The following is a 23,079-nucleotide window of genomic DNA, read 5'->3' as shown; positions in this document are numbered from 1 at the left end:
CCGCCCGCTCGTCCCGTCCCCTCTTCCCGTCCCCTCTTCCCGTCCCCTCCTCACCCGCACGGAGCCCGTCATGCACGTCCTCGTCGCGATCGCCCAGTTCCTCGTCAACGAGATCCTGAGCGTCCCCGCGTTCCTCATCGGCATCATCACCGCGATCGGCCTGATCGCCCTGCGCAAGAGCGTCGGCCAGATCGCCGGCGGCGCGATCAAGGCGGTGCTCGGGTTCCTGCTCATCGGGGCCGGGGCGACGCTCGTGACCTCCTCGCTCACGCCGCTCGGCGAGATGATCAAGGGCGCGCTCGGCGCGCAGGGCGTGGTGCCCACGAACGAGGCCATCGCCGGCATCGCTCAGGAGCAGTTCGGCGCGCAGGTGTCCTGGCTGATGATCCTCGGGTTCGTGGTCGCGATCCTGCTCGCGCGCTTCACGCCGCTGCGCTACGTCTTCCTCACCGGGCACCACCTGCTGTTCATGGCCACCCTGATCACGATTGTCATGGCCTCGGCGGGCATGCCCTCGCCGGTCGTGGTGATCCTCGGGGCGGCGCTGCTCGGCGTGCTCATGGTGTCGCTGCCCGCGCTCGCGCAGCCCTGGACGCGGCGCATCACGGGCGACGACTCGATCGCGATCGGCCATTTCGGCACCGCCGGCTACATCGCCGCGGGCAGCGTCGGCCGACTCGTCGATCCGAAGGGGAGGAGCCGCTCGACCGAGGACCTCAAGGTGCCCGAGTCGCTGCGCTTCCTGCGCGACTCGATGGTCGCGACCGCGCTGTCGATGGTGCTCATGTACGTGATCGTCGCCGTCGTCTATCTGGTCCGCGCCGGCGAGAAGACGGCGTTCACCGCCTTCGAGGGCGGGGCGACGAACGTGGGCAACTACCTCATGCAGTCCGTGACGCAGGGCCTGCAGTTCGGCATCGCCGTCGCGGTGATCCTGTTCGGCGTGCGCACGATCCTCGGTGAGCTCGTGCCCGCCTTCCAGGGCATCGCCGCCCGCGTGGTGCCCGGCGCGGTGCCCGCGCTGGACGCCCCGATCGTCTTCCCCTACGCCCAGAACGCCGTGCTCATCGGCTTCCTCTCGAGCTTCGTGGGCGGGCTCGTGGGCCTGCTGCTGCTCGGCACCGTGTTCGGCCCGCTGTTCGGGCTCGCGCTGATCCTGCCCGGGCTCGTCCCGCACTTCTTCACCGGCGGCGCCGCGGGCGTCTACGGCAACGCGACCGGCGGACGCCGCGGCGCGGTCGCGGGCGCGTTCGTCAACGGCCTGCTGGTCACCTTCCTGCCCGCACTGCTGCTGAAGGTGCTGGGCACCTTCGGCTCGGCCAACACGACCTTCGGCGACACCGACTTCGGCTGGTTCGGCATCCTCATCGGCTACGGCGCGCGCCCCGGCGTGCTGCTGGGCTCGGTGATCCTCGCGGTGATCGGCCTGGTCATCCTCGGCGCGGCGATCACGGTGCAGAAGCGCGTCGTGGACCGCGGCTGGGACCCGGCGCCGGCGAGCGCGACCCTGGTCGAGGCCGGTGCGGCCGGTGGCAGTGCGACGGGAGCGTCCGACGGGGCCGACGCGGTCGCGGGCGGCACCGCCGCGCGCTATCCGCGCGTCGCGCCGCCCGTGGGCGCGCCGACTCCTCCCCCGCCTCCGGAGAGCTGACGCCGGGCACCCGTCGCCCAGCGGACGTGGCAGCGCGGGGGCGCGGTCCCGGCGGATGTGGCGGCGCGGGGCACGGTGCTGTCGGGCGTGGCGCCGCGGGGCACTCTCCCGGCGCCGAGCGCGGCCGACCTCTTGCCCCGCGAAAGGCCGACTCCTCGACGCGGAACATCGCGCGAAGGGTGTCGGCGCCCACGCCGCGGACGTCTTCCCGATCACACTACCTGCCGGTATCTCATAGATGAGATACGCTCCCGAGCATGACGACGACCGACGAGTTCACCTCGCAGACCCGTCCCGCTGACGGCCCCTCCGCGCCTTCGAACGGCTCCTCCGTGTCTTCCGCGCCCTCCGCACCTTCCGCACCTTCCGCCCCGTCCGCACAGCTCGCCGCGGCGTCCGCCGCCGCCGGCGCCCGTTCGGGCGACCAGGACTACCGGAACGAGATCGGCCGCCTCATCCGCGACGCCCGTCTGCACTCGGGCCTCACGCAGGCGCAGCTCGCCGAGAAGCTCTCCACTTCGCAGAGCACGATCAACCGGATCGAGAAGGGCCAGCAGAACCTGACGCTCGACACCCTCGCGAAGATCGGCGAGGCCCTCGACTCGGGGATCGTCGGCATCGGATCGTCGGCCCCCTCGCACCTGCGCGTGCAGGGCGGCACCACGCTGAGCGGCGCGATCGACGTGAAGACGTCGAAGAACGCCGGGGTCGCGCTGCTGTGCGCCTCGCTGCTGAACCGCGGCACCACTGTGCTGCGCCGGGTCGCGCGCATCGAGGAGGTCAACCGTCTGCTCGAGGTGCTCACCTCGATCGGCGTGCGCACCCGCTGGCTGAACGAGAACAACGACCTCGAGATCATCGTGCCCGAGCAGCTGGACCTGGCCTCGATCGATGCCGGCGCCGCCCGTCGGACCCGCAGCATCATCATGTTCCTGGGTCCGCTCATGCATCGCGAGCAGGAGTTCCAGCTCCCCTACGCGGGCGGCTGCGACCTGGGCACCCGCACCGTCGAGCCCCACATGACGGCGCTGAGGCCCTTCGGGCTCGAGGTCGTCGCGACCGAGGGCCACTACCAGGCGAGCGCGACCCCGGGCGCCGGGCCCCGTCGGCCCATCGTCCTCACCGAGCGCGGGGACACCGTCACCGAGAACGCGCTGATGGCCGCCGCCCGCTACGAGGGCGAGACGATCATCCGCAACGCGAGCCCGAACTACATGGTCCAGGACCTCTGCTTCTTCCTCGAGAAGCTCGGCGTGGGGATCGAGGGCATCGGCACCACCACCCTGCGCGTGCACGGCAGGTCGGAGATCCGGGCCGACGTCGACTACGCGCCCAGCGAGGACCCGATCGAGGCGATGAGCCTGATCGCCGCCGCGATCGTCACGAAGTCCTCGATCACCGTGCGCCGCGTGCCGATCGAGTTCATGGAGATCGAGCTCGCCGTGCTCGAGGACATGGGCTTCACCTACGACCGCACCGAGGAGTACCTCGCGGCCAACGGCAAGACCCGTCTCGTGGACATCACCACGCACGTCTCGGACCTGCGGGCGCCCATCGACAAGATCCACCCGATGCCCTTCCCGGGCCTGAACATCGACAACCTGCCGTTCTTCGCGGTCATCGCCGCGACGGCCGAGGGCCGGACCCAGCTGCACGACTGGGTGTACGAGAACCGCGCGATCTACCTGACCGATCTCAACAAGCTCGGCGCGCGCGTGCAGCTCATGGACCCGCACCGGGTGCTCATCGACGGCCCGACCCACTGGAGCGGCGCGGAGCTGGTGTGCCCGCCGGCGCTGCGTCCGGCGGTCGTCATCCTGCTGGCGATGCTCGCGGCGAAGGGCACCTCGGTGCTGCGCAACGTCTACGTCATCAACCGCGGGTACGAGGATCTCGCGCAGCGCCTGAACGCGCTCGGTGCGCAGATCGAGACGTTCCGGGACATCTGAGCGGGGCCCACTCGCGCGGCGGGCGTCGGGCAGGCGACACCTCGTGGGCCCGACGTCCTGCCGCCGGCCCGCTCAGCGCGCCCTCATGACCCCGCCCCGCGACCGGGCCGACAGCACGGCGCCCCGCGAGGCCCACGAGAGGACCGCCAGCACGGAGACGGCGGAGCCGATCGAGAGCACGGAGCAGAACGAGCCGATCGATCCGATGGACAGGAACGAGCCGACGCTGCCGATGGACAGCGTCGAGTTCGTCGAGCAGATCGACAGCAGCGAGCCCGTCGAGCGATAGGACCAGCGGGAGGAGGCGCGCCCGGTGGGTGCGGACTCTGAGGGCGTGGGGACGGGCGTCTTCGGCGTGGAGTTGGAGGGCATCGTCGCTCGGGGCTCCTTCTGCGCAGCAGCGGGAACGCGCGTCCGCGGCCCGGGAAGGACCGCCGCGGCACCTGGCCCGATCACCGTAGCGCGGCCCGCGCCCGGTCGGCGCGATGCCCCGACGCCTCCCATCGGACACGCATCGCGACCCGCCTGTATGCCCGAATCGGTTGCACGCGGGCGCCGGGTCCGCTGGGATGGCACCAGGCCGCCGTGGGGAGCGCGCCGCACCAGCGGTGCACTGCGCGGCCGGGGACGACGTCGGCATCGGCGCCGGCGCCGCATGACGGAGGGGGAACTCCATGCGCCGCGTCTTCACGTTCTGCGCCGCCTCATCACTGCTCGTGCTCGGCCTGGCCGCGTGCGGATCCGACACCGAGGAGGATCCGCCGACGACGGCAGAGGCGACCACCGAGCAGTCCGGCGACGACGACTCGCCCAGCGAGGAGACCACCGAGGCGGACTCGGACGACGCCGACGCGGAGATCGCGGATGACGAGGGCAGCGAGACGCCGAGCGAGGACGACTCCCCGTCGGACGATCCGTCGGAAGGTCAGAACGACGACTCCGACGAGCCTTCCGACAGCCAGGACGGGGACGACTCCTCCGGCTCGACCACAGGCGGCTCGACCTCGATCGACACGCTGTGGATCGACGAGACCTGGACCATCGAGGACGTCGACGAGGACCTGTGCGAGATGGGCGGCAAGACCCGCTCGCCCTACGCCCAGGACGACGACATGTTCGTCTGCGGGCCGACGGCCGCGGGCGCCCTGGCCTGCGACATGGCCGAGGGCGAGACGGTGGCCATGTGCATCACCTCCGCGGTCGACCACACGGCGATCCGCTTCGACTCCCCGACCGCCGCCGACGGGGACATGGACCAGGGCGACGGCGACCTGATCCCCCTGTTCGTCCAGCTGGACGACGGCAGCGAGAACGGCATCCAGTGCTCCACGATCTCCCATGACCACGACAAGCACTGGCACGACAAGCTCAGCTGGTACCGCTGCGACGACGGCTCCGAGCTGCTGACCGACGAGCTCATCGAGGAGACCTTCGACCGCGGGGACGACGGCACCTCCTGGACCGCTCAGCGCTCCGTGGACAAGGGGAAGCCCGAGACCGTGCCCGTCATGGATGCAGTGTTCGCGGGCAACGACTGAGCGGGGCAGGTTCGCTCAGCGTCGAGCGCACAGGGCGGGCGCCGCCCGACCTGACGCCCTGGGACGACCTGTCCCGGGGCGCTCGCGCGTCCACCTAGGGGATCATCCAGGCCAGGACCGGCGTGGACTGCAGGAACACGATCACGCACATGAGCGCGAGGAAGACGATCGACCAGGGCAGCACGCGCCGCAGGATCTCCCCCTCCTTGCCCGCGAGCCCGACGGCCGCGGCGGCGATCGCGAGGTTCTGCGGGGAGATCATCTTGCCCAGCACGCCGCCCGAGGAGTTCGCCGAGGCCGTCAGCAGGGGCTCGAGGCCCGCCTGCTGCGCGGCCGAGGCCTGCAGGGCGCCGAACAGGGAGTTCGAGGACGTGTCCGAGCCGGTGACGGCCACGCCGATCCAGCCGAGCACCGGGGAGACCAGCGCGAACAGACCGCCGGAGGCCGCGAGCCAGGTGCCCAGCGTCGAGGTCTGCCCGGAGGCGTTCATGACGTACGCGAGCGAGAGCACGGCCATCACGGTGACGATCGCCGCGGCCAGCTGCCTGTAGGTGCCGGTGTAGGCCTTCCAGGCGCGGGCCGGGGAGATGCCGATGACGGGGATCGAGATCAGGCCCGCGATCACCAGCCAGGTGCCGGCGGAGGCCGGGATGTCGAGCTTGAAGGTCGGGATGGTCGACGGCTCGCCCGCGGCGTTCAGCAGGTGCAGCCCGGGCCACTGGAACGAGGGGTTCAGCGCCTCATGGGCGATGAAGTCCTTGATGCCGGGCAGCTGGGTGATCACGAACAGCGCCACGATGATGCCGTACGGGGCGTAGGCGCGGACCACGTCGGCCGTGGTGTCGTGCGCGTCGCGGTCGGCCTCGGCCATCTCCTCCGGGGTGCGGACACCGGCGCCGGAGGCCTGGGAGCGTCCCGCGGTCTCGTCGGCGTCGGTCGCGGGGACGAAGGCCTCGCGCGGCTGCCAGACGCGCAGCAGGAGCACCACGGCGAGCGCCGCGACCAGGGCGGCGACGATGTCGGTGAGCTGGGTGGAGATGAAGTTCGAGGTGACGAACTGCGCCAGCGAGAAGACGATGCCGCAGGTCAGGGTGGCCGGAAGGGTCTGCACGAGGCCCCGTCGGCGGTCGATGATGAACACCAGGATCATCGGCACGATCACCGCGAGCAGCGGCGTCTGGCGACCGACCATCGAGGAGAGCAGGTGCTCGTCCTGGCCGCTGACCTTGGCGAGCGTGGTGATCGGGACGGCGAGCGCGCCGAAGGCGACCGGCGCGGTGTTGGCGACGAGCGCGACCACGGCGGCCTTCAGCGGCTTGATGCCGACGGCCAGGAGCATGACGCTCGTGATCGCCACGGGTGTGCCGAAGCCGGCGAGCGCCTCGAGCAGGGCGCCGAAGCAGAAGGCGATGATGACCGCCTGGATCCGCTGGTCGTCGCTGACCTTCGCGAAGGAGCGCCGCAGCACGTCGAAGTGCCCGGTCACCACGGTCATGTTGTAGACCCAGATCGCGTTGATCACGACCCACAGGATCGGGAAGAACCCGAACGCGGCGCCCTCGGTGGCCGAGAGCACGGCCTGGCCCACGGGCATGGAGTAGGCGAGCACGGCGACCAGCAGCGAGAGGACCAGGGCGATCAGCCCCGCCTTCCAGGCCGTCAGCCGCACGACGCCGATCAGCACGAACAGGACGACCAGGGGCAGCATCGCCACCAGGGCTGTGAGCAGGAGCGAACCGCCCAGTGCATCGAGGACGGGCTGGTACATGGGAACCTCGCTCAGGGGTCTCGGGTCGGGGGCGGCCGCCATCCGCGACACCTGACCCGCACGAAGCCTGCGCGTGAGGGGCTCTCCGTCGACGGTGACGTTGATTGCGACTGTGGGCCGGACCGTTCAGTGGTCTGACCACACAGCGGCACGCTAGAGTGGCGCGCAGCACTTGTCAATGACGCGAAGGGAGCTCCGTCGTGACCACCACGTCCTCGGCCCATGGGTCGGAGCTCCCGCGTGCCGCTGGGTCCGACGCCTGGCGGCCCGTGAACCGCAGCCGCGCCTACGAGCTCGTCGTCGAGCGCATCGAGGAGCAGATCACCAGCGGTGCGCTGCACGTGGGCGACACCCTCCCGGCCGAACGCGACCTCGCCGAGAGACTGCAGGTCAGCCGCGCCGCGGTGCGCGAGGCGATCCGCACGCTCGAGGCGCAGGGCGCCGTCCGCTCCGCCGTGGGCTCACGGCCGGTCGCCGGCACGCAGGTCGTCGCGGAGACCAGCGATGCGCTCACGCGGCTGCTGCGCCTGCACGTCGCGCTGTCGAGCTTCCCGATGGGCGACGTCATCGACGCGCGCGTCATGCTCGAGCGCTCGAGCGCGAGCCTGGCCGCGGGCAACGCCTCCGCGGAGGACCTCACCGGACTGCGCGAGATTCTCGGGGCCATGGACGAGCCGGGCATCGATCGCGCCGCGTTCAACGAGCTCGACACCGCCTTCCACGTGGCCCTCGCCGAGGCGGGCCACAACCGCCTGGTCACCGACATGACGATCGCGATCCGCGAGTCCATGCGGCTGCCGATCCTGCAGGCCTTCGGCTCCCTGGAGGACTCCGATGCGCTGATCGCGCGGCTGCGCGCGGAGCACCACGGCGTCCTCGAGGCGATCGAGGAGGGGTCCGCCCAGCTCGCCTCCGAGCGCATCGAGTCCCATATCCGCGCCGCGTACGCGAGCCTGTGGGGATGAGCCGGCCCCGCGTCCGACAGCCCGTCGGGCGCGACTGCTCTGCCGAGCCGAGGCTCAGCTCCTCAGCGACTGCATCTGCGCGAAGAGCCGCAGCATGGCGGCGCGCTTCTCCGTGTCGCTGCCATTGTCATTGAGGATCATCAGCGTCTCGCTGTCGGGCAGCGGATAGGTCGAGTGCGGGAACACGAAGGTGCCGCCGTTGCGGGAGTCGTCCGCGTCCTCGGGGTCGGAGGCGGGGTAGCTCTGCGCCCAGAGCTCGGCGAAGAGCGCGACGACGTGCGGACGCAGACGGGAGTAGGCGCCGATGACCTCGCCGGCGACCGCGTCGATCGCGAACTCGACGTCCTCGGTGCACAGGGCCGGCTCGGTGGCGCGCCCGTCCCGGGCACTGTCGGTGTCGGAGGGCTCCTGGGCACGGCCGTCCGGCGCAGGGGCGCCGGCCGACAGAGCGTCGGCCGACGGGGCGTCCGGGTCGACGCGCTCGGCCTCCGCCTGCAACTGGGCGACGGTCATCAGGCCATGCGCGGCCATCCACGCCGCCATGTCCTCGGCGGCGAGGGCATGGGGCCCCTCGAGGATCGCGGGCGGCTCCGGCTCCTCGTCCGTGCCGTCGTAGGCGGCGCCGAACAGGGCGAGCGCCGCCAGGCGGATCCGGGCGTCGGCCCCCTCGATCCCGTTCAGCGGGATCTCGACGGGCACCTCGCCGACGACGGCCAGCGTGGACCACGCGTGGGCGAGCCAGCGCACGTCACCGCCGCTGACGAGCCCCGGGGCGTAGTGGGCGCACAGGGCGTCGAAGACCGGGGCATCGAGGGACGGCGCCCCGCCCCTGCTCTCCCCCGGTTCCTCGGCCCGATCGCTGGTCGGTCTCATGTGCGCATTGTGCGCCCGGGGCCCGACGAACCAGCCATTGCGGGGTGACGCGGCGCGGCGGCACCGCCCACGCCGCCGTCAGTCGTGCAGGTGCTTGATCGCGTAGTCCGCCTGCTCCTCGGTGAACTGCTCGCCGTACTCGGAGGTGATCTGCTCGCGGATCTCGTCGTCGGACATGCCGTCCGCGGCGTACTGCTTGGCCCGCTCCAGTGCGTTCTTGTTCCAGTCGGCGTCGAGGTGATCCACCGCGTAGGTGGCCGTCTCGTCGCTGTACCCCTCGAAGACGAGGGTGTCGTGGATGCCCTTCTCCGAGGAGTAGAGCATGTCGGACTGGATCTTCGCGTCGGCGAGGGCGCCGTCCTTGTCGTCGGGGTCGACGTCCGTGCCGTCGGCAGCGGAGTCGCCGGAATCGTCGGCATCTGCCGACGAGTCATCGTTCGGGGTCGCGTCGACGGTGTGGTCGGACGGCGTGGCGGAGTCGCTGGGCTCGTCCGACCCGTCGTCGTCGGACGAGGACGCGGAGACCGTGGTCGGAGCGGGCTCATCACTGGTGTCGGCGTTGTTCACGAGCATCACGATCACGATGACGACGGCCGCGATCGCGAGCAGCGCGAGGCACCCGCAGCCGCCCAGCACCCACCACAGCGCCTTGGACTTCTTCGGCGGCTCCTGGCCCTGACCCGGCGTCTGCGGGGACGCGGAGAACTGCGGGGCCTGCGAGGCCTGCGGGGCCTGCGGGGAGTCCGCGTACTCCGGAGCGGGGGCCGGGGATCCGTAGGCGGCGCTCGCCGACCCGTAGGGGCCGCTCGCCGAACCATAGGGGTCGCCGGCGGAGCCGTAGGTGCCATTTGCGGACCCGGCGTCGGGGAACCCGGAGTTCGCGGAGCCGTTGTTCTCGGGGGAAGGGGTGGGGCTGGTCATCGGTCGTTCCGTTCGGAAGGAGGTGTGCGCGGGCCGCCGTCGCGAGGTTTCGCGGACCCGGCAACGTGCGCGGAGGAGGGATGGCAGGGAGGCCGCCGGGGAGAACTCTACGGACATCTCGGACGGCCGACCCGACGTCTCGCGACCCGACGCCGCGGCGGACGGGCCGTGGCGGAGCCGGATCGCCGTGCGCCCTCCGTCGGCGCCTGACCGCTCGTCCAGCTCCCGTTCACCTCTTGATTCCTGCGTGCTACACGCATACTCTTGCGCAAACCAGCAATAACCCGCATCGTCACGCTCAAAGAGGAGACGTCATGCCCATGGTCCGTCACACCCTTCCCGCCCTCGAGGCACCGATCGGGCAGGTGGGCGCATGACCACCGCCGAACTCACCAGCCTCTTGGATCCGCGGCTCATCCGTCTGGATCTCACCGCCACCACTCGTGAGGATGCGATCCGCGAGCTCACGGAGTCGCTCGTCGCCACAGGCCATGTCGAGGATCCCGCGGGGTTCGTCCGGGACGTGATCGCCCGTGAGGAGCTCGGTCCCACCGGCCTCGGACAGGGCATCGCGATCCCTCATGGCAAGTCCGCCGGGGTTCGAGAGACCACGGTGGCGATCGGGCGCACCTCCGCGCCGCTGACGTGGCCCTCGCTCGACGGCGATCCCGTCACCGCGCTCATCCTCTTCGCCGTACGCGAGGAGGACGCGGACACCACCCACCTGCGCCTTCTCCAGAAGGTCGCCATCCTCCTGGCGTCCGACGACTTCATCCGCGAGCTGCACGAGGCTCGTACCGCCGACGAGGTCGTCTCGCTCATCACCACTCGCACGAAGGAGTCCGACAAGTGAAGTTCGTCGCCGTCGCCGCCTGCACATCCGGCATCGCCCACACCTACATCGCCAAGGAGAAGATCCTCAACGCCGCGAAGACCCTGGGATGGGAGGCCGCGGTCGAGACCCAGGGAACCATCGGCACCGAGACCCCGCTGGCCCCGGAGGAGATCGCCGAGGCCGACTTCGTCCTCCTCGCCGTCGACATCAAGATCGGTGGTCGCGAGAGGTTCGAGGGGAAGCAGATCGTCGAGGTCGGCACCAGCACCGTGATCGCCTCGCCGACGAAGCTGCTCTCGGCCATCGAGCAGAAGCTGACGGCGGCCTGAGATGTCCACGCACACGACCGCCTCCCCCGGCACCGAAACCCGCAGGCTGCCGCGCCCCGAGCTCAAGAAGCACGCGCTCACGGCGATCTCGTACATGCTCCCGCTGGTCGTCGCCTCCGGCCTGCTGATCGCCATCGGCAACCTCACCGGCGGCGAGGTCATCGAGGACTACACGGCGCACTACACCTGGCAGTCGGCCCTGCTGTCACTGGGCGTGCTCGGGATGGGACTGCTCCCGCCCGTCATCTCCGCGGCGATCGCCTACTCGATCGCCGATCGCCCGGGCATCGCGCCCGGCCTCCTCATCGGCACCATCGCCGGCTCGATCGGCGCCGGCTTCCTGGGAGGGATGCTGGGCGGCTTCCTCGTCGGCTGGTTCGTGCTCTGGCTGCGCCGGCACCTCAGGGTGCCCGTCTGGGCCGAGGGCCTGATGCCGATGATGATCCTGCCTCTGCTGGGCACGCTGGTGATCGGGCTGCTCATGTACTTCGTGATCGGCGTGCCGATCGTATGGGCCACCTCTGCGCTCACACAGTTCCTCTCGAGCATGCAGGGGTCCATGCGCCTGGGCTTCGGAGCGATCCTGGGCGGCATGGCCGCCTTCGACTTCGGAGGCCCCGTCAACAAGACCGCCTCCCTGTTCGCGGACGGCCTGCTGCTCGAGGGCGTGCAGGATCCGGAGGCGGTGAAGGTCCTGGCCTCGATGGTCCCGCCCTTCGGCGTCGGCTTCTCGTTCCTGCTCAGCAAGATCTTCCATCGGCCGATCTACTCGAGCCAGGAGCGCGACAACATCAAGATCGCCCTTCCCATGGGCGTCTGCATGATCACCGAGGGCGTCATCCCCATCGCCGCGGCCGACATCCTGCGCGTGGTCGTCGCCTGCACCAGCGGCGCGGCAGTCGGCGGCGCCCTGTCGATGTGGTGGGGCATCGGATCCCCGGTCCCCTCGGGGGGACTGTTCATCGTTCCCGCGATGACCGATCCGTTCCTGTTCCTGGCGTCCCTGGCCGCCGGCTCCTTCGTCACGGGCGTCATCCTCTTCGCCTGGAAGAAGCGCGTGCTCGAAGGCGCAGAGGCGCCCGAGGCCGCAGCCGTGATGGAGGACGAGAAGGAGCTCGACCTCTCGGACATCCGCTTCAGCTGACCCGCTCTGCCCCCGCCCGTCGCGCACGAAGGAGATCGCATGTATCAGCCCATGGGCCCGATGATCCGTGAGGCCTACGAGAACGGCTACGCCGTCCTGGCCGTCAACGCCCTGAACCTCGAGACCGCCCGCAGCATCATCCGCGCTGCAGAGGCGGCCCGCTCCCCCGTCATCATCGACTTCTACGAAGGCCTGCTCGTCGACCATCTCCCCGCACGAGTGCTGGTCGACGGGGTCCGTGCGCTCGCACGGGAGGCGTCCGTGCCCGTGGCGATCAGCATCGACCACGGCAAGCACGAACACCTCGTCCGCCAGACGATCCATGCCGGTTTCACCAGCGCGATGATGGACGCCTCCGAGCTCCCCTTCGAGGAGAACGTGGAGGTCGTCCGACGCATCGTCGAGTTCGCCCAGGCGTACGGCACCTCCATCGAGGGCGAGGTCGGCGGCATGGGTGCGGTGGCCGGCGACGCTTTCACCCGTGAGGAGATGATGACGGACCCGCAGCAGGCCGCCGAGTTCGTGCGCGCCACCGGCGTGGACGCGCTGGCCGTCTCCTACGGCTCCAGCCACGGGCTCCTGCCCGAGGGGTTCGTGCCCGTCCTGGAGTTCGACCGACTCGAGCGCATCAACGAGGCATGCGGGACGCCGCTGGTGCTGCACGGCGGCTCGGGGACCTCGCCGGAAGACCTGCAGCGCTCGGTCGCCAACGGCGTCGCCAAGATCAACATGGGGGCCGACTTCATGCACGCGAACGCGCGCGGATTCGTGGACGCGCACCACGAGGATCCCGACCGGGAGCTCTTCGAGCTGCTGGCGTTCGCGGACGCCGCCGCCCAACGGACGGTGCGCGCATACATGGAACCGTGCGGAAGCGTGGGCCGGGCGCGCTGAGCAGGTGAGCCTGTGGACACCCGCGCGCAGGGGAATCGGGTGTCGGCCGTCGACCGTCAGCGGGGGTGGATGACCTCCACTCCCGCTTCGGCGAGGGCGCGCCCCAGTTCTGCATCGGGCTGAGCGTCCGTCACCAGCACGTCCGCCATCTCCAGCGCCCCGATCTTGGCGAAGACGCTGCGCCCGAGCTTCGTGGAGTCGGCGAGGACCACGACGCGGTCCGAGCGACGCATCATCTCCCGCATGAGACCGGCCTCGGAGACGTTCCCGGTGGAGAATCCCTGCTGCGCCGAGACCGCGCCGACGCCGATGAACGCCAGGTCGCAGCGCACGTCGAACTCGTCGGCCCGGTCGATGCCGAGGCTCGAGGAGATCGGGCCGGTCGTGGCCTGGGCGCTCACGCGCACGGCGCCGCCGACCATGAAGATCTCGTCGGCGACGCCGGCGGAGAGCGCTGCGGGAAGATGCAGGTTGTTCGTGATGATGCGCAAGCCCGCCCCTGCGGGAAGGTGCCTGGCGAGCGCGATGGCCGTCGTGCCACCGTTGATCATGAGGGTGCCGTCGCCGCCGACGAGCTCCGCCGCGAGCTTGCCGATCGTCTCCTTCGCGCTCGAGTGCAAGCGCGACCGCACGTCCAGTCCCGTATCCGTCCGGGGCACCAGGGTGGGGCTCACCGCACCCCCGTGGGTGCGCAGGAGGGTTCCGGAGGCGTCGAGTTCGTCCAGGTCACGCCGGATCGTGTCTGCCGAGACCGAGAAGTGCTGCGCGAGCTCGGTGACGGACACCTGACCGGACTCCAGGACGAAGGCCACGAGGTCGGCCTTGCGCCGGGCGGGCAGGTGTCCTCCGCGCGATCCGCTTCCGCTGCCCGTGCGCCGGCTCGATGTCATCAGGGTCCCTTCGTCGCGTCCGTCCACCACCCACAAGCATCGTCGCCAGGGTTGCCTCCCATGGTACCCAAGCATAGGATCGAACAGACCCGCAGAAACACGCAGAAACCCGATACGCAAAGACGCATCGAGAAGGGCAGGCCATCGTGCTGCTGAGTGGCAAGGACCTCCTGGCGGTCGCGAACGAGAACTCGTTCGCCGTCCCCGCGTTCAATGTCAGCGACTACGCCATGCTCAAGGGCCTCGTGGAGGTGAGCGAGGAGACGGAGGCGCCGCTGCTGGTGGCGATCCATCCCGACGAGCTCAGCCACGTGGGCACCGAGTTCATCCCGTCGGTCATCGCGTGGGCGCACCGCGCGAGCGTCCCCGTCTCGATCCACCTGGACCACGGCGCCACCCTGGACCAGGTGCTCCTGGCGATCCAGGCGGGCTTCACGTCCGTGATGATCGACGGCTCGCTGCTGCCCTTCGAGGAGAACATCGCGACGACCGCCGAGGTCGTGCGCGTGGCCCATGCGGTCGGCGTCTCCGTCGAGGGCGAGCTGGGCACGATCGGCCAGCTCGACGAGCAGGCCGAGAAGGGCGCCTCCAAGATCATCTACACCGACCCCGACGATGCCGACCGGTTCCTCGAGCGCACCGGCGTCGACTCGCTCGCGATCGCGATCGGCACCAGCCATGGGCTCTACCCCTCGTCGATCACCCCGAAGCTTCGCCTCGACCTCCTCGAGACCATCAAGAGCCGTGTGGAGATCCCGCTGGTGCTGCACGGCGGCTCCGGCAACCCCGATGCGGAGATCGCGGGCGCCGTGGAGCGGGGCATCAACAAGATCAACATCTCCAGCGACATCAAGGCGGCGTACCACCAGGCCGTGCGCGAGGTGCTCGCGGACCCGTCCCTGCGTGAGCCCAACGTCATCCAGCCGCTCGCGATCCCGGCGATGAAGAAGGTCGCCGAGCACAAGATCGACCTGTTCCAGGCCCGCGGCAAGGCCTCGCTGTACTGATTCGCTTCTTCCGTCGTCGCGCAGACACGCGATCCCGCTGGACCCCGGGCGTTCCTCCGTGCAGGAGGCTCCCGGGGTTCTTGCATGCGGGGACCGTGCGCCATCGGCAGTGCAGGGCACGCCCCGGCCCCGTGCTACGGTCGTCGCCGATCCCTCGGGTGCCCGTCGCAACGGGCTGAGATCGGACTGACGCTGTCCGAGTACCGACCGAACCTGCTCCGGGTCATGCCGGCGAAGGAAGAAGGAGAGCGACTGCATGTCTGCACGCCCCGAGAACTACCCCACCCACGCCCTCGGCCACCTCGAGGACCCTGCGCACGACATCCGCGTGCCGATCACGAGGATCGCCCAGGACGACTCCCCCACCGGGACGCCGAACCCGCCGCTCGAGGTCTACCGGACCGCCGGTCCGGGCAGTGAGCCCGAGGAGGGGCTGCCGCCTCTGCGCGAGAACTGGATCCGCGATCGAGGCGATGTCGAGGAGTACACGGGCCGCGCCCGCGACCTGGCCGATGACGGCCGCGGGGCCGTGCGCCGCGGCGAGGCGAGCGCCGAATGGCGCGGTGCGCGTCGTGCGCCCGTCCGCTCGGTCGACGGGCGCACCGTCACGCAGATGCACTACGCCCGTCGGGGCGAGATCACCCCCGAGATGCGGTTTGTTGCGCTGCGGGAGGACTGTGACGTCGAGGTGGTGCGCGAGGAGCTCGCCGCAGGCCGCGCGATCATCCCCGCGAACGTGAACCACCCCGAGGCCGAACCGATGATCATCGGCCGGCGCTTCCTGGTGAAGATCAACGCGAACATCGGGAACTCGGCGGTGACCTCGTCGATCGCCGAGGAGGTCTCCAAGCTCGAGTGGGCCACCCGCTGGGGTGCGGACACCGTCATGGACCTGTCCACGGGCGATGACATCCACACCACCCGCGAGTGGATCCTGCGCAACTCCCCCGTGCCGATCGGCACCGTCCCGATCTACCAGGCCCTGGAGAAGGTGAACGGCGACGCGAACGCCCTCACCTGGGAGATCTTCCGGGACACGGTGATCGAGCAGGCCGAGCAGGGCGTGGACTACATGACGATCCACGCCGGCGTGCTGCTGCGCTACGTGCCGCTGACGGCGAACCGGGTGACGGGCATCGTCTCGCGCGGCGGTTCGATCCTGGCCGGATGGTGCCTGGCACGGCACCGCGAGAACTTCCTCTACGAGCACTACGACGAGCTCTGCGAGATCTTCGCCCGCTACGACGTCGCCTTCTCGCTCGGCGACGGACTGCGGCCCGGATCGCTCGCGGATGCGAACGACGCCGCTCAGTTCGCCGAGCTCGACACCCTCGCGGAGCTCACCCGCCGCGCCTGGGAGCACGACGTGCAGGTGATGGTCGAGGGCCCGGGCCACGTGCCGCTGCACCTGGTGCGCGAGAACGTGGAGCGCCAGCAGGAGCTGTGCCACGGCGCGCCGTTCTACACGCTCGGCCCGCTGGTCACCGACGTCGCCCCTGCATACGACCACATCACCTCAGCGATCGGGGCGACAGAGATCGCCCGCTACGGCACCGCGATGCTCTGCTACGTCACCCCGAAGGAGCACCTGGGTCTGCCCGATCGCGACGACGTGAAGAGGGGCGTGATCACCTACAAGATCGCCGCTCATGCGGCCGACGTCGCCAAGGACCACCCGGGCGCCCGCCAGCGGGACGACGCCCTGTCGAAAGCGCGCTTCGAGTTCCGCTGGCGAGACCAGTTCGGGCTGTCCCTGGACCCGCAGCTCGCCGAGGAGTACCACGACGAGACCCTGCCGGCCGAGCCCGCGAAGACCGCGCACTTCTGCTCGATGTGCGGGCCGAAGTTCTGCTCGATGAAGATCTCGCAGGACATCCGAGACGAGTTCGGCGGCGAGGCCGCCCAGCAGGAGATCGCGGCGGCGGGCATGGCGGAGAAGTCCCGGGAGTTCCGCGAGCGCGGCGGGACCGTGTATCTGCCGGAGCCCGGGGTCGGGGTGCCGGTGGGTGAATAAGTTCCCACGACCCGAGGACCCCATCTGAACGTTGGAGGACGCTCGCCGCACACCCGACACATTCCGACACACGCCGACGCGCACCGGCCGGCGACCTCCACAATCGTTCCCATGCCCCCGACGATGGACCCCTCCTCCAACGCGCTCGAAAACAGCTCCGCGCACCCCGCTCCCGGCTCTGGCACCGGCCCCGACGCGAACGTGCCCCTGCGCGTCTCCTCCGCGGCCGACGTCAGCCGGATCCTCTCCGCGCTCGGATCGCGCGACCCGAAGGCGACCGCGGTGATCCTGCTGGCCCTCGGCGGGATCTTCATGGACGCCTACGACTTCTCCTCGATCGCCTTCGGACTGCCCGCCATCAAGGAGCAGTTCGGCCTCGACGGCTTCATGACGGGCCTGGTCAACGCCTCGATCATGGTCGGTGCGGTGGTCGGGGCCCTGGCCGGCGGCTACCTCGTGGACCGCTTCGGCCGGTACCGGCTGTTCATGGCGGACATGGTCTTCTTCGTCGTCGCGGCGCTCGGCAGCGCGCTGGCGCCGGAGGTCTGGTCCCTCATCGGATTCCGGTTCGTCATGGGCATCGGCGTCGGCCTCGACATCCCCGTCGCCATGGCCTTCCTCGCGGAGTTCTCCCGGCTGCGCGGCAAGGGCAACCGCTCTCAGCGCGTCAACGCATGGTCTCCCGCCTGGTACTTCGCGACCGGCACCGGGTACCTCATCGTGCTCCTGTGCTTCTGGCTGCTTCCCGCCACCCAGCAGGACCACCTCTGGCGGATCGTCGTCGGCTTCGGCGCCGTGCCCGCCGTGATCGTGCTGCTGGTGCGCCGACGCTTCATGGCCGAGTCCCCGCAGTGGCTCGCCGATCAGGGCGACCTGCGCGGCGCGGTCGACGTGCTCTCCAGCCACTACGGGATCACCGCCGAGCTCGACGCCGACGCCTCCGGCGGGCCCGAGCACGCGAGCGCCCGCACCCGGCTGTCGAACGTCCTCGAGCTGTTCTCTTCACGCTTCCGGCAGCGCACGGTCGCCGCCCTGTGCGTCTCCGTGTTCTCGACCTTCGGGTACAACGCCGTCGCCTACGGCACCCCGCTGATCATCGCGACGCTCTTCCACCAGGGCCCGCTGGTCACGATCGTGTCCTCGCTCGTGATCAACATGGGCTTCGGCCTGGCCGGCGGTCTCATCGGCATGAGCGTGGTCAGCCGCTTCGGCTCGCGCCGGGTCACGCTTGTGGGCTTCGCGATCCAGGCGGCCGCCCTGTTCACCCTCGCCGCGATCGGCGTGCCCAGCAGCGCGCTCGTGCTCGTGGCCGTCGCGATGCTCGCCGCGTTCATCTTCGCCCAGGCCGGCGGCCCCGGCGCGAACCTCATGAACTTCGCGACCCTCTCCTACCCCACCCGCCTGCGCGGAATCGGCGTCGGCTTCAACCAGGGCACCCTGCGGGCCTTCTCCGTCCTCTCCCTGCTGGGCTTCCCGATCCTCACCGCGCAGCTGGGCACGGGCGTGTTCTGGATCGTCGCCTGCGCGCCCCTGCTCGGCGCGATCTCGCTCGTGCTCAACCGCTGGGATCCGACGGGCAAGGACGTGGACGCCGAGGACCTCGAGCGCGTCGCGGCCTGACCCCTGTGATCCCCGGAGCGGGGGACCACACTCATCCGGCTCCCGCGAGCGGACATCCGCCGGCACGAGCGATGATCCGTCGCCACGAGCGACGGTCCACCGGCACGAGCAGCCAACCGTCGATTGACAGGCCCCACGCCCGGACGAAGGATCGGGCCATGCCCGTGTCGCTCCAGGAGGCCTACGAGGCCGCTCTCGCCGCCAAGCCCGCCCACGTCCAGGCGATGAAGGACGCCCAGCATCCCGGTCGTGCGAAGGATCCGGCGCCGATGCCGCCCGAGGTGCCCGAGCGCTTCGAGGTCGAGGAGCGGGAGATCGCGGGCTTCCCGGTGCAGGTCCTGCATCCGCGCGAGCACGGATCGGGGATCCAGGTCGTCTACTTCCATGGCGGCGCGTTCACCCTGCCGTTCCAGGAGTCGCACGGGCGGATCGTGCTGGGTCTGGCCGACCGCACCGGCGCCGACCTGTGGATCCCGCACTACCTGCCCGGGCCCGACGGCACCATCGAGGACGCCCTGCCGTTCATCGACGCCCTGGCCCGCGAGGTCCCGAACGCGGCCAAAGACCACCGGTACGTCGTCGCCGGCGAGTCCGCCGGAGGGAACATGGCCCTGGTGCAGACCCTGCGCGCCGCGCAGAACGGCACCCGGATGCCGGATCACCTCGTGATCCACGCCCCTTGGGTGGACCTGCGCACCGCCGATCCCGAGTCCGTGCGGATGGAGCCGACCGACGTGCTGATGACCGTCGACAACCTCCACCTGTCCGCCCGGAACTGGGCGGGCGGCCGGGACCTCACCGACCCGATTGTCAGCCCGATCTTCGGGGACCTCGGCTCCCTGCCGCCGGTCACGGTCCTGCAGGGCACGAACGATCTGCTGCTCCCGGACGTGCTGCGATTCGTCGAGGAGGCCCGCGCGCAGGGCGGCGAGGTGGAGCTCGACCTGGTCGACGGCGCCTTCCACGTCTACCTCGCGGCGGACGCTCCCGAAGCACACACCGCCCTGGATCTCGCGTCGCAGCGCATCCTGGGCTGAGCCGCCGCAGCCGCCCCGCCGCGGCCCCGGGTCCGGACCCGGACCCGGTCCCGGACTCGGACCCGGACTCGGACCACGACGCAGCACGGGAGCTCCGGCCTCCCGCATGCTGAACCCCCTGTGGGCCCCGTCGGCCGTCCCGCCATACTGGAACCATTCACACCAGCCGCTGACCGGTCCCGTGCGTCGAAGCAGACGCCGTGTCCTCGGTCCGCGCGCCGTCGGCAGCCGGCCTCCGCGTCGGCACCGCTCCCCGGCCCACCCCACTGCCCTCGAGGACCCTCCGGTGACTTCCGACCTCCACCTCGGCTTCAGCTCGTACTCCTTCCATCCCCGGCTCTCCTCCGGCGACATGACGCTGACCGAGGTGATCGACTGGGTCGCCGCGAGCGGCGCGGAGCACCTCGAGCTGGCGATCCTCTCCGACGAGCCCGACTCCCCCGTCCCCTCGATCGGCTGGGAGGGGGCCGCGATCGACGCGGTCCGCGAGCACGCGGCCGCCGCGGGCGTCGTCCTCTCCAGTCTCGCCGTCGGCGCGGACCTCACCTCCGAGGACCCTGACGAGTCCGCCGAGGCGATCTCCCGGGTGAAGGCCTACGTCGACCTCGCGCACCGCCTCGGCATCACGCGCATGCGCCACGATGTGGTGCGCCACGCCGGACTCGAGGGGGACGACACCCCGCTGTTCGACCAGGTCCTGCCCCGCATCGCGGCGAGCGCGAAGGAGATCGCGCAGTACGCGGCGACCCGGAGCATCACCACGAGCCTGGAGAACCACGGGTTCTTCGTGCAGTCCGCCGATCGCGTGCGCCGCATCGTGCACGCGGTGGACGAGCCGAACTTCCTGACCACCCTCGACGTCGGCAACTTCGTGTGCGTGGACGATTCGCCCGAGGCGTCGGTCGCCCAGAACCTGCCCTTTGCGATGGTCGTGCACCTCAAGGACTTCTACATCCGTCCGGCCGACACGGATCCCGGCGAGGGCTGGTTCCGCAGCCGCGGCGGCAAGCACCTGCGCGGGGCGGTCGTGGGTTGCGGCGACCTCGACCTCACCGCGATCTGCCGCAGCATCCGCGCCTCCGACTTCGCGGGCTTCGTCGCGATCGAGTTCGAGGGCTGGGAGGACAGCCTTCTGGGCTGCACGCGCGGTCTGGCGAACGCGCGCCGACTGCTCGGCATCTGACTCACTCCCCCTCCCTCTTCCTCTCCCTCCCCTGCGTCGTCCATCTCCGTCCTCCCCACACAGGAGCACCCGACATGAGCACCCTGCGCATCGGCATCATCGGCGCCGGCACCATCGCCCGCGCCCACCTCGACGCCTACGCCGTCCACCCCGAGGCGGAGCTCGTCGCCATCAGCGACGTGCACCTCGAGCGCGCCCGGACGGTCGCCGAGGAGTACGGGGCGCGCCGCGCCTACGGCGACCCGCACGAGCTGCTGGCCGACCCCGAGGTCGACGCCGTGAGCATCTGCACTTGGAACAACACCCATGCCGAGTGGGCCATCGCGGCCGTCCGCGCCGGCAAGCACGTGCTGGTCGAGAAGCCTCTGGCCCGCACCCTCGAGGAGGCGGAGCGGATCCAGGAGGCCGCCGCGGGCTCCGACCGTGTGCTGCAGGTGGGCTTCGTGCGCCGCCACGCCCCGAACTGCCAGGTCCTGAAGTCCTTCATCGACGCCGGCGACCTGGGCGAGATCTATTACGCGAAGGCCTCCTGCATCCGCCGGGCGGGCAACCCGGGCGGCTGGTTCGCGGACAAGGGCATCGCGGGCGGCGGCCCCCTGCTCGACATCGGCATCCACGTGCTGGACCTGTGCTGGTACCTGATGGGAAGCCCGACGGCCGTCACGGTCAGCGGCAGCACCTTTGACCTGCTCGGCAATCGCGCCGACATCACCACTCTTCCTCGCTACCAGGCCTCGGACCACGACCCCGCGGCCAACAGCGTCGAGGACATGGCCACGGCCCTCGTGCGCTTCGACAACGGATCGACCCTCCAGATCGACTGCTCGTACTCCCTGCACGCGACGCAGGATTCGATCAGCGTCTCCGTCTTCGGGGACAAGGGCGGAGCCGATCTGGAGCCCCGCCTGAGCATCGCCACCGAGATGCACGACTCGATCGTCAACGTGACCCCTCAGATCGGATCCGGCACCTTCGAGATGGAGGCCGGATTCCGGGCGGAGATCTCGCATTTCCTCGACTCCTGCCTGGGCCGCACCGAGAACCTCGCGCCCGTCGGCCATGGCGTCGAGATCGTGAGGATCCTCGAGGCGATCTACGCATCCGCGGCGCAGGGGCGCGAGGTCGCGCTGAGCTGATCCGCGTCGGCCGACGACCGACGCGACGTCACGCGCTCCCCCGCGATCATCGGATTTGCCGGGAGACACCGGGACGGAAAGCCCGATGAGGGCATTCCGGGCACCTCTGTTCATGGCTCGGCGACAGCCGTATCGTGAACAGAGACCCAGATGACGAAGCTGTCGATCGCCAGGTTCCCGAAAGGGAGGTCGCGATGTTCGAGACCGACGTCCTCGAGATTCCCCAGAGCGCCCGCACGGGAACTCTCCCCGCCGAATCCTCCGTGCGCACGCTGCTGCACGAGGTGCATGAGCGCTACCGTGACCTGCAGGAAGGCGCGGTCGCGGACTACATCCCGGTGCTTGCGGAGGCCGATCCGGATCTGTTCGCCGTCTCCCTCGCCGAGGCCGCGGGCCCGATGCACACAGCCGGGGACACCACCGCCCTCTTCACGATCCAATCGATCTCGAAAGCCTTCGTGCTCGCGCTCGTCACCGACGCGATCGGCCACGAGAGTGTTCACGAGATCGTGGGCGTCAACAACACCGGACTGCCTTTCAATTCCGTCATCGCCCTCGAGCTGAACAGCGGAAGTCCGATGAACCCGATGGTGAATGCGGGAGCCATCGCCACCACCGCTCTCATGCCGGGGCAGGACGGCGCCGCGAAGTTCGAGGCGATCCGGGAGGGGCTCAGCGCCTTCGCGGGCCGTCCGCTGCGGATCGACGAGACCGTCCTGGAGTCCGAGTCCGCGAGCAACCACCGCAACCGCGGGATCGCCGACCTGCTGACCAGCTACGACCGGCTCCGCATCCCAGCGGAGGACGCTCTCGACGCCTATACGCGGCAGTGCTCCCTCCTGGTCACCTCCGATGATCTCGCCGTCATGGGCGCCACCCTCGCAGCCGGCGGCGTGAATCCCCGGACGGGCCGACGGGTCGTCTCGGCGGAGGTCTGCCGCGACACCCTGGCCGTCCTCGCCTCGTGCGGGATGTACGAGCGATCGGGCGAGTGGATGTTCGAGATCGGCCTGCCCGCGAAGTCGGGGGTCTCGGGAGGCATCGTCGCCGTCGCGCCGGGCAAGGGCGCCGTGGGCGTCTTCTCCCCGCCGCTCGACCAGGCCGGCAACAGCGTGCGCGGCCTGCGGACCTGCGCGTACCTCTCGCGAGCCCTCGGACTGAACCTCTTCGCCTCCCCCAGTCCCTGAACCGCCGTCGCCGCCCCTGCTCCGCGCGTGCCCCATCCCCCATCACTCATCCCTGATCCCTGATCCCTATCCCCACAGGACCACGACCACCAGGAGAGCCCGGTGGTGGGGGTCCAGGGGGGAGAGGGTTCAGGGATC

General features: G+C 70.3%; 20 protein-coding genes and 1 riboswitch. Of the genes, 15 read left to right on the top strand and 5 right to left on the bottom strand.

Translation table 11 applies throughout. The features are described from left to right. Window positions 1-70 precede the first annotated feature (70 nt). Window positions 71-1,651, top strand: coding sequence for a PTS ascorbate transporter subunit IIC (locus tag MHY49_RS16110; RefSeq protein WP_239205806.1), 1,581 nt, complete (start codon window positions 71-73; stop codon window positions 1,649-1,651). A gap of 257 nt (window positions 1,652-1,908) precedes the next feature. Further along, window positions 1,909-3,600 (top strand): UDP-N-acetylglucosamine 1-carboxyvinyltransferase, encoded by a 1,692-nt coding sequence (locus MHY49_RS16105; protein ID WP_239205804.1) that lies wholly within the window; start codon window positions 1,909-1,911, stop codon window positions 3,598-3,600. Between the two features lie 72 nt (window positions 3,601-3,672). Here MHY49_RS16105 and MHY49_RS16100 read toward each other — a convergent pair whose 3' ends face one another. Beyond that, the gene (locus MHY49_RS16100; RefSeq protein WP_239205802.1) at window positions 3,673-3,972 is read right to left on the bottom strand and encodes a hypothetical protein; all 300 of its coding nucleotides are present in this window, start codon (window positions 3,970-3,972) and stop codon (window positions 3,673-3,675) included. A 302-nt stretch (window positions 3,973-4,274) separates the two neighbouring features. On the opposite strand from MHY49_RS16100, the gene MHY49_RS16095 reads away from it, so the two are divergent. After that, complete coding sequence (locus tag MHY49_RS16095; protein WP_239205800.1) at window positions 4,275-5,138, top strand: hypothetical protein; 864 nt, start codon at window positions 4,275-4,277, stop codon at window positions 5,136-5,138. Between the two features lie 94 nt (window positions 5,139-5,232). Here MHY49_RS16095 and MHY49_RS16090 read toward each other — a convergent pair whose 3' ends face one another. Further along, window positions 5,233-6,906, bottom strand: a complete 1,674-nt coding sequence (locus tag MHY49_RS16090) for an L-lactate permease (protein WP_239205798.1) — start codon at window positions 6,904-6,906, stop codon at window positions 5,233-5,235. A gap of 200 nt (window positions 6,907-7,106) precedes the next feature. Here MHY49_RS16090 and MHY49_RS16085 point away from each other — a divergent pair, with 200 nt between their 5' ends. Next, window positions 7,107-7,871 carry an FCD domain-containing protein gene (locus MHY49_RS16085; protein ID WP_239205796.1) on the top strand — a complete coding sequence of 255 codons (765 nt, stop codon included), beginning with the start codon at window positions 7,107-7,109 and terminating at the stop codon, window positions 7,869-7,871. A gap of 54 nt (window positions 7,872-7,925) precedes the next feature. Here MHY49_RS16085 and MHY49_RS16080 read toward each other — a convergent pair whose 3' ends face one another. Both MHY49_RS16080 and MHY49_RS16075 read right to left on the bottom strand, forming a co-directional pair. Further along, window positions 7,926-8,744, bottom strand: coding sequence for a hypothetical protein (locus tag MHY49_RS16080; RefSeq protein WP_239205794.1), 819 nt, complete (start codon window positions 8,742-8,744; stop codon window positions 7,926-7,928). Between the two features lie 78 nt (window positions 8,745-8,822). Beyond that, entirely contained in the window at window positions 8,823-9,665 is an 843-nt protein-coding gene (locus MHY49_RS16075; RefSeq protein ID WP_239205792.1) for an Ltp family lipoprotein, read from the bottom strand. Between the two features lie 373 nt (window positions 9,666-10,038). On the opposite strand from MHY49_RS16075, the gene MHY49_RS16070 reads away from it, so the two are divergent. From MHY49_RS16070 to MHY49_RS16055, 4 genes are read left to right on the top strand one after another with little or no spacing between them, the layout of a single operon-like run. Further along, the gene (locus MHY49_RS16070) at window positions 10,039-10,518 is read left to right on the top strand and encodes a PTS sugar transporter subunit IIA (RefSeq protein WP_239205790.1); all 480 of its coding nucleotides are present in this window, start codon (window positions 10,039-10,041) and stop codon (window positions 10,516-10,518) included. Beyond that, a complete protein-coding gene (locus MHY49_RS16065; protein ID WP_239205788.1) occupies window positions 10,515-10,829 on the top strand; it encodes a fructose PTS transporter subunit IIB in 315 nt (104 codons plus the stop codon). The genes MHY49_RS16070 and MHY49_RS16065 overlap by 4 nt, the downstream gene beginning before the upstream one ends. A gap of 1 nt (window position 10,830) precedes the next feature. Further along, window positions 10,831-11,973 carry a PTS fructose transporter subunit IIC gene (locus MHY49_RS16060; protein ID WP_239205786.1) on the top strand — a complete coding sequence of 381 codons (1,143 nt, stop codon included), beginning with the start codon at window positions 10,831-10,833 and terminating at the stop codon, window positions 11,971-11,973. Window positions 11,974-12,012: 39 nt separating this feature from the next. After that, the gene (locus MHY49_RS16055; protein WP_239205784.1) at window positions 12,013-12,867 is read left to right on the top strand and encodes a class II fructose-bisphosphate aldolase; all 855 of its coding nucleotides are present in this window, start codon (window positions 12,013-12,015) and stop codon (window positions 12,865-12,867) included. Window positions 12,868-12,923: 56 nt separating this feature from the next. Here the strand turns inward: MHY49_RS16055 and MHY49_RS16050 are convergent, their stop codons facing one another. Then, entirely contained in the window at window positions 12,924-13,757 is an 834-nt protein-coding gene (locus MHY49_RS16050) for a DeoR/GlpR family DNA-binding transcription regulator (protein ID WP_239205782.1), read from the bottom strand. 146 nt (window positions 13,758-13,903) lie between these two features. Between MHY49_RS16050 and MHY49_RS16045 the strand changes: the two genes are divergently transcribed. The 7 genes from MHY49_RS16045 to glsA all read left to right on the top strand — a co-directional run bounded on the left by MHY49_RS16045 (window position 13,904) and on the right by glsA (window position 22,941). Next, the gene (locus tag MHY49_RS16045; protein WP_239205780.1) at window positions 13,904-14,764 is read left to right on the top strand and encodes a ketose-bisphosphate aldolase; all 861 of its coding nucleotides are present in this window, start codon (window positions 13,904-13,906) and stop codon (window positions 14,762-14,764) included. Between the two features lie 144 nt (window positions 14,765-14,908). Next, window positions 14,909-15,023: riboswitch (TPP riboswitch) on the top strand. Next, the gene (thiC, locus tag MHY49_RS16040; RefSeq protein WP_239205778.1) at window positions 15,021-16,778 is read left to right on the top strand and encodes a phosphomethylpyrimidine synthase ThiC; all 1,758 of its coding nucleotides are present in this window, start codon (window positions 15,021-15,023) and stop codon (window positions 16,776-16,778) included. (Overlaps the previous riboswitch by 3 nt.) Before the next feature lie 111 nt (window positions 16,779-16,889). Next, window positions 16,890-18,398, top strand: a complete 1,509-nt coding sequence (locus tag MHY49_RS16035) for an MFS transporter (protein ID WP_239205776.1) — start codon at window positions 16,890-16,892, stop codon at window positions 18,396-18,398. A gap of 158 nt (window positions 18,399-18,556) precedes the next feature. Continuing rightward, window positions 18,557-19,435, top strand: coding sequence for an alpha/beta hydrolase fold domain-containing protein (locus MHY49_RS16030; protein WP_239205774.1), 879 nt, complete (start codon window positions 18,557-18,559; stop codon window positions 19,433-19,435). 286 nt (window positions 19,436-19,721) lie between these two features. Then, a complete protein-coding gene (locus tag MHY49_RS16025) occupies window positions 19,722-20,618 on the top strand; it encodes a sugar phosphate isomerase/epimerase family protein (protein WP_239205772.1) in 897 nt (298 codons plus the stop codon). A gap of 74 nt (window positions 20,619-20,692) precedes the next feature. Continuing rightward, the gene (locus MHY49_RS16020; protein WP_239205770.1) at window positions 20,693-21,754 is read left to right on the top strand and encodes a Gfo/Idh/MocA family protein; all 1,062 of its coding nucleotides are present in this window, start codon (window positions 20,693-20,695) and stop codon (window positions 21,752-21,754) included. Window positions 21,755-21,948: 194 nt separating this feature from the next. After that, complete coding sequence (gene glsA, locus MHY49_RS16015) at window positions 21,949-22,941, top strand: glutaminase A (RefSeq protein ID WP_239205768.1); 993 nt, start codon at window positions 21,949-21,951, stop codon at window positions 22,939-22,941. Window positions 22,942-23,079: the final 138 nt, after the last annotated feature.

The organism is Brachybacterium sp. ACRRE, assembly GCF_022346485.1.
Taxonomy (GTDB): Bacteria; Actinomycetota; Actinomycetes; order Actinomycetales; family Dermabacteraceae; genus Brachybacterium; species Brachybacterium halotolerans.
The sequence above is the reverse complement of the archived record's forward strand: the minus strand, read 5'-3'. Positions and strand labels throughout refer to the sequence as shown.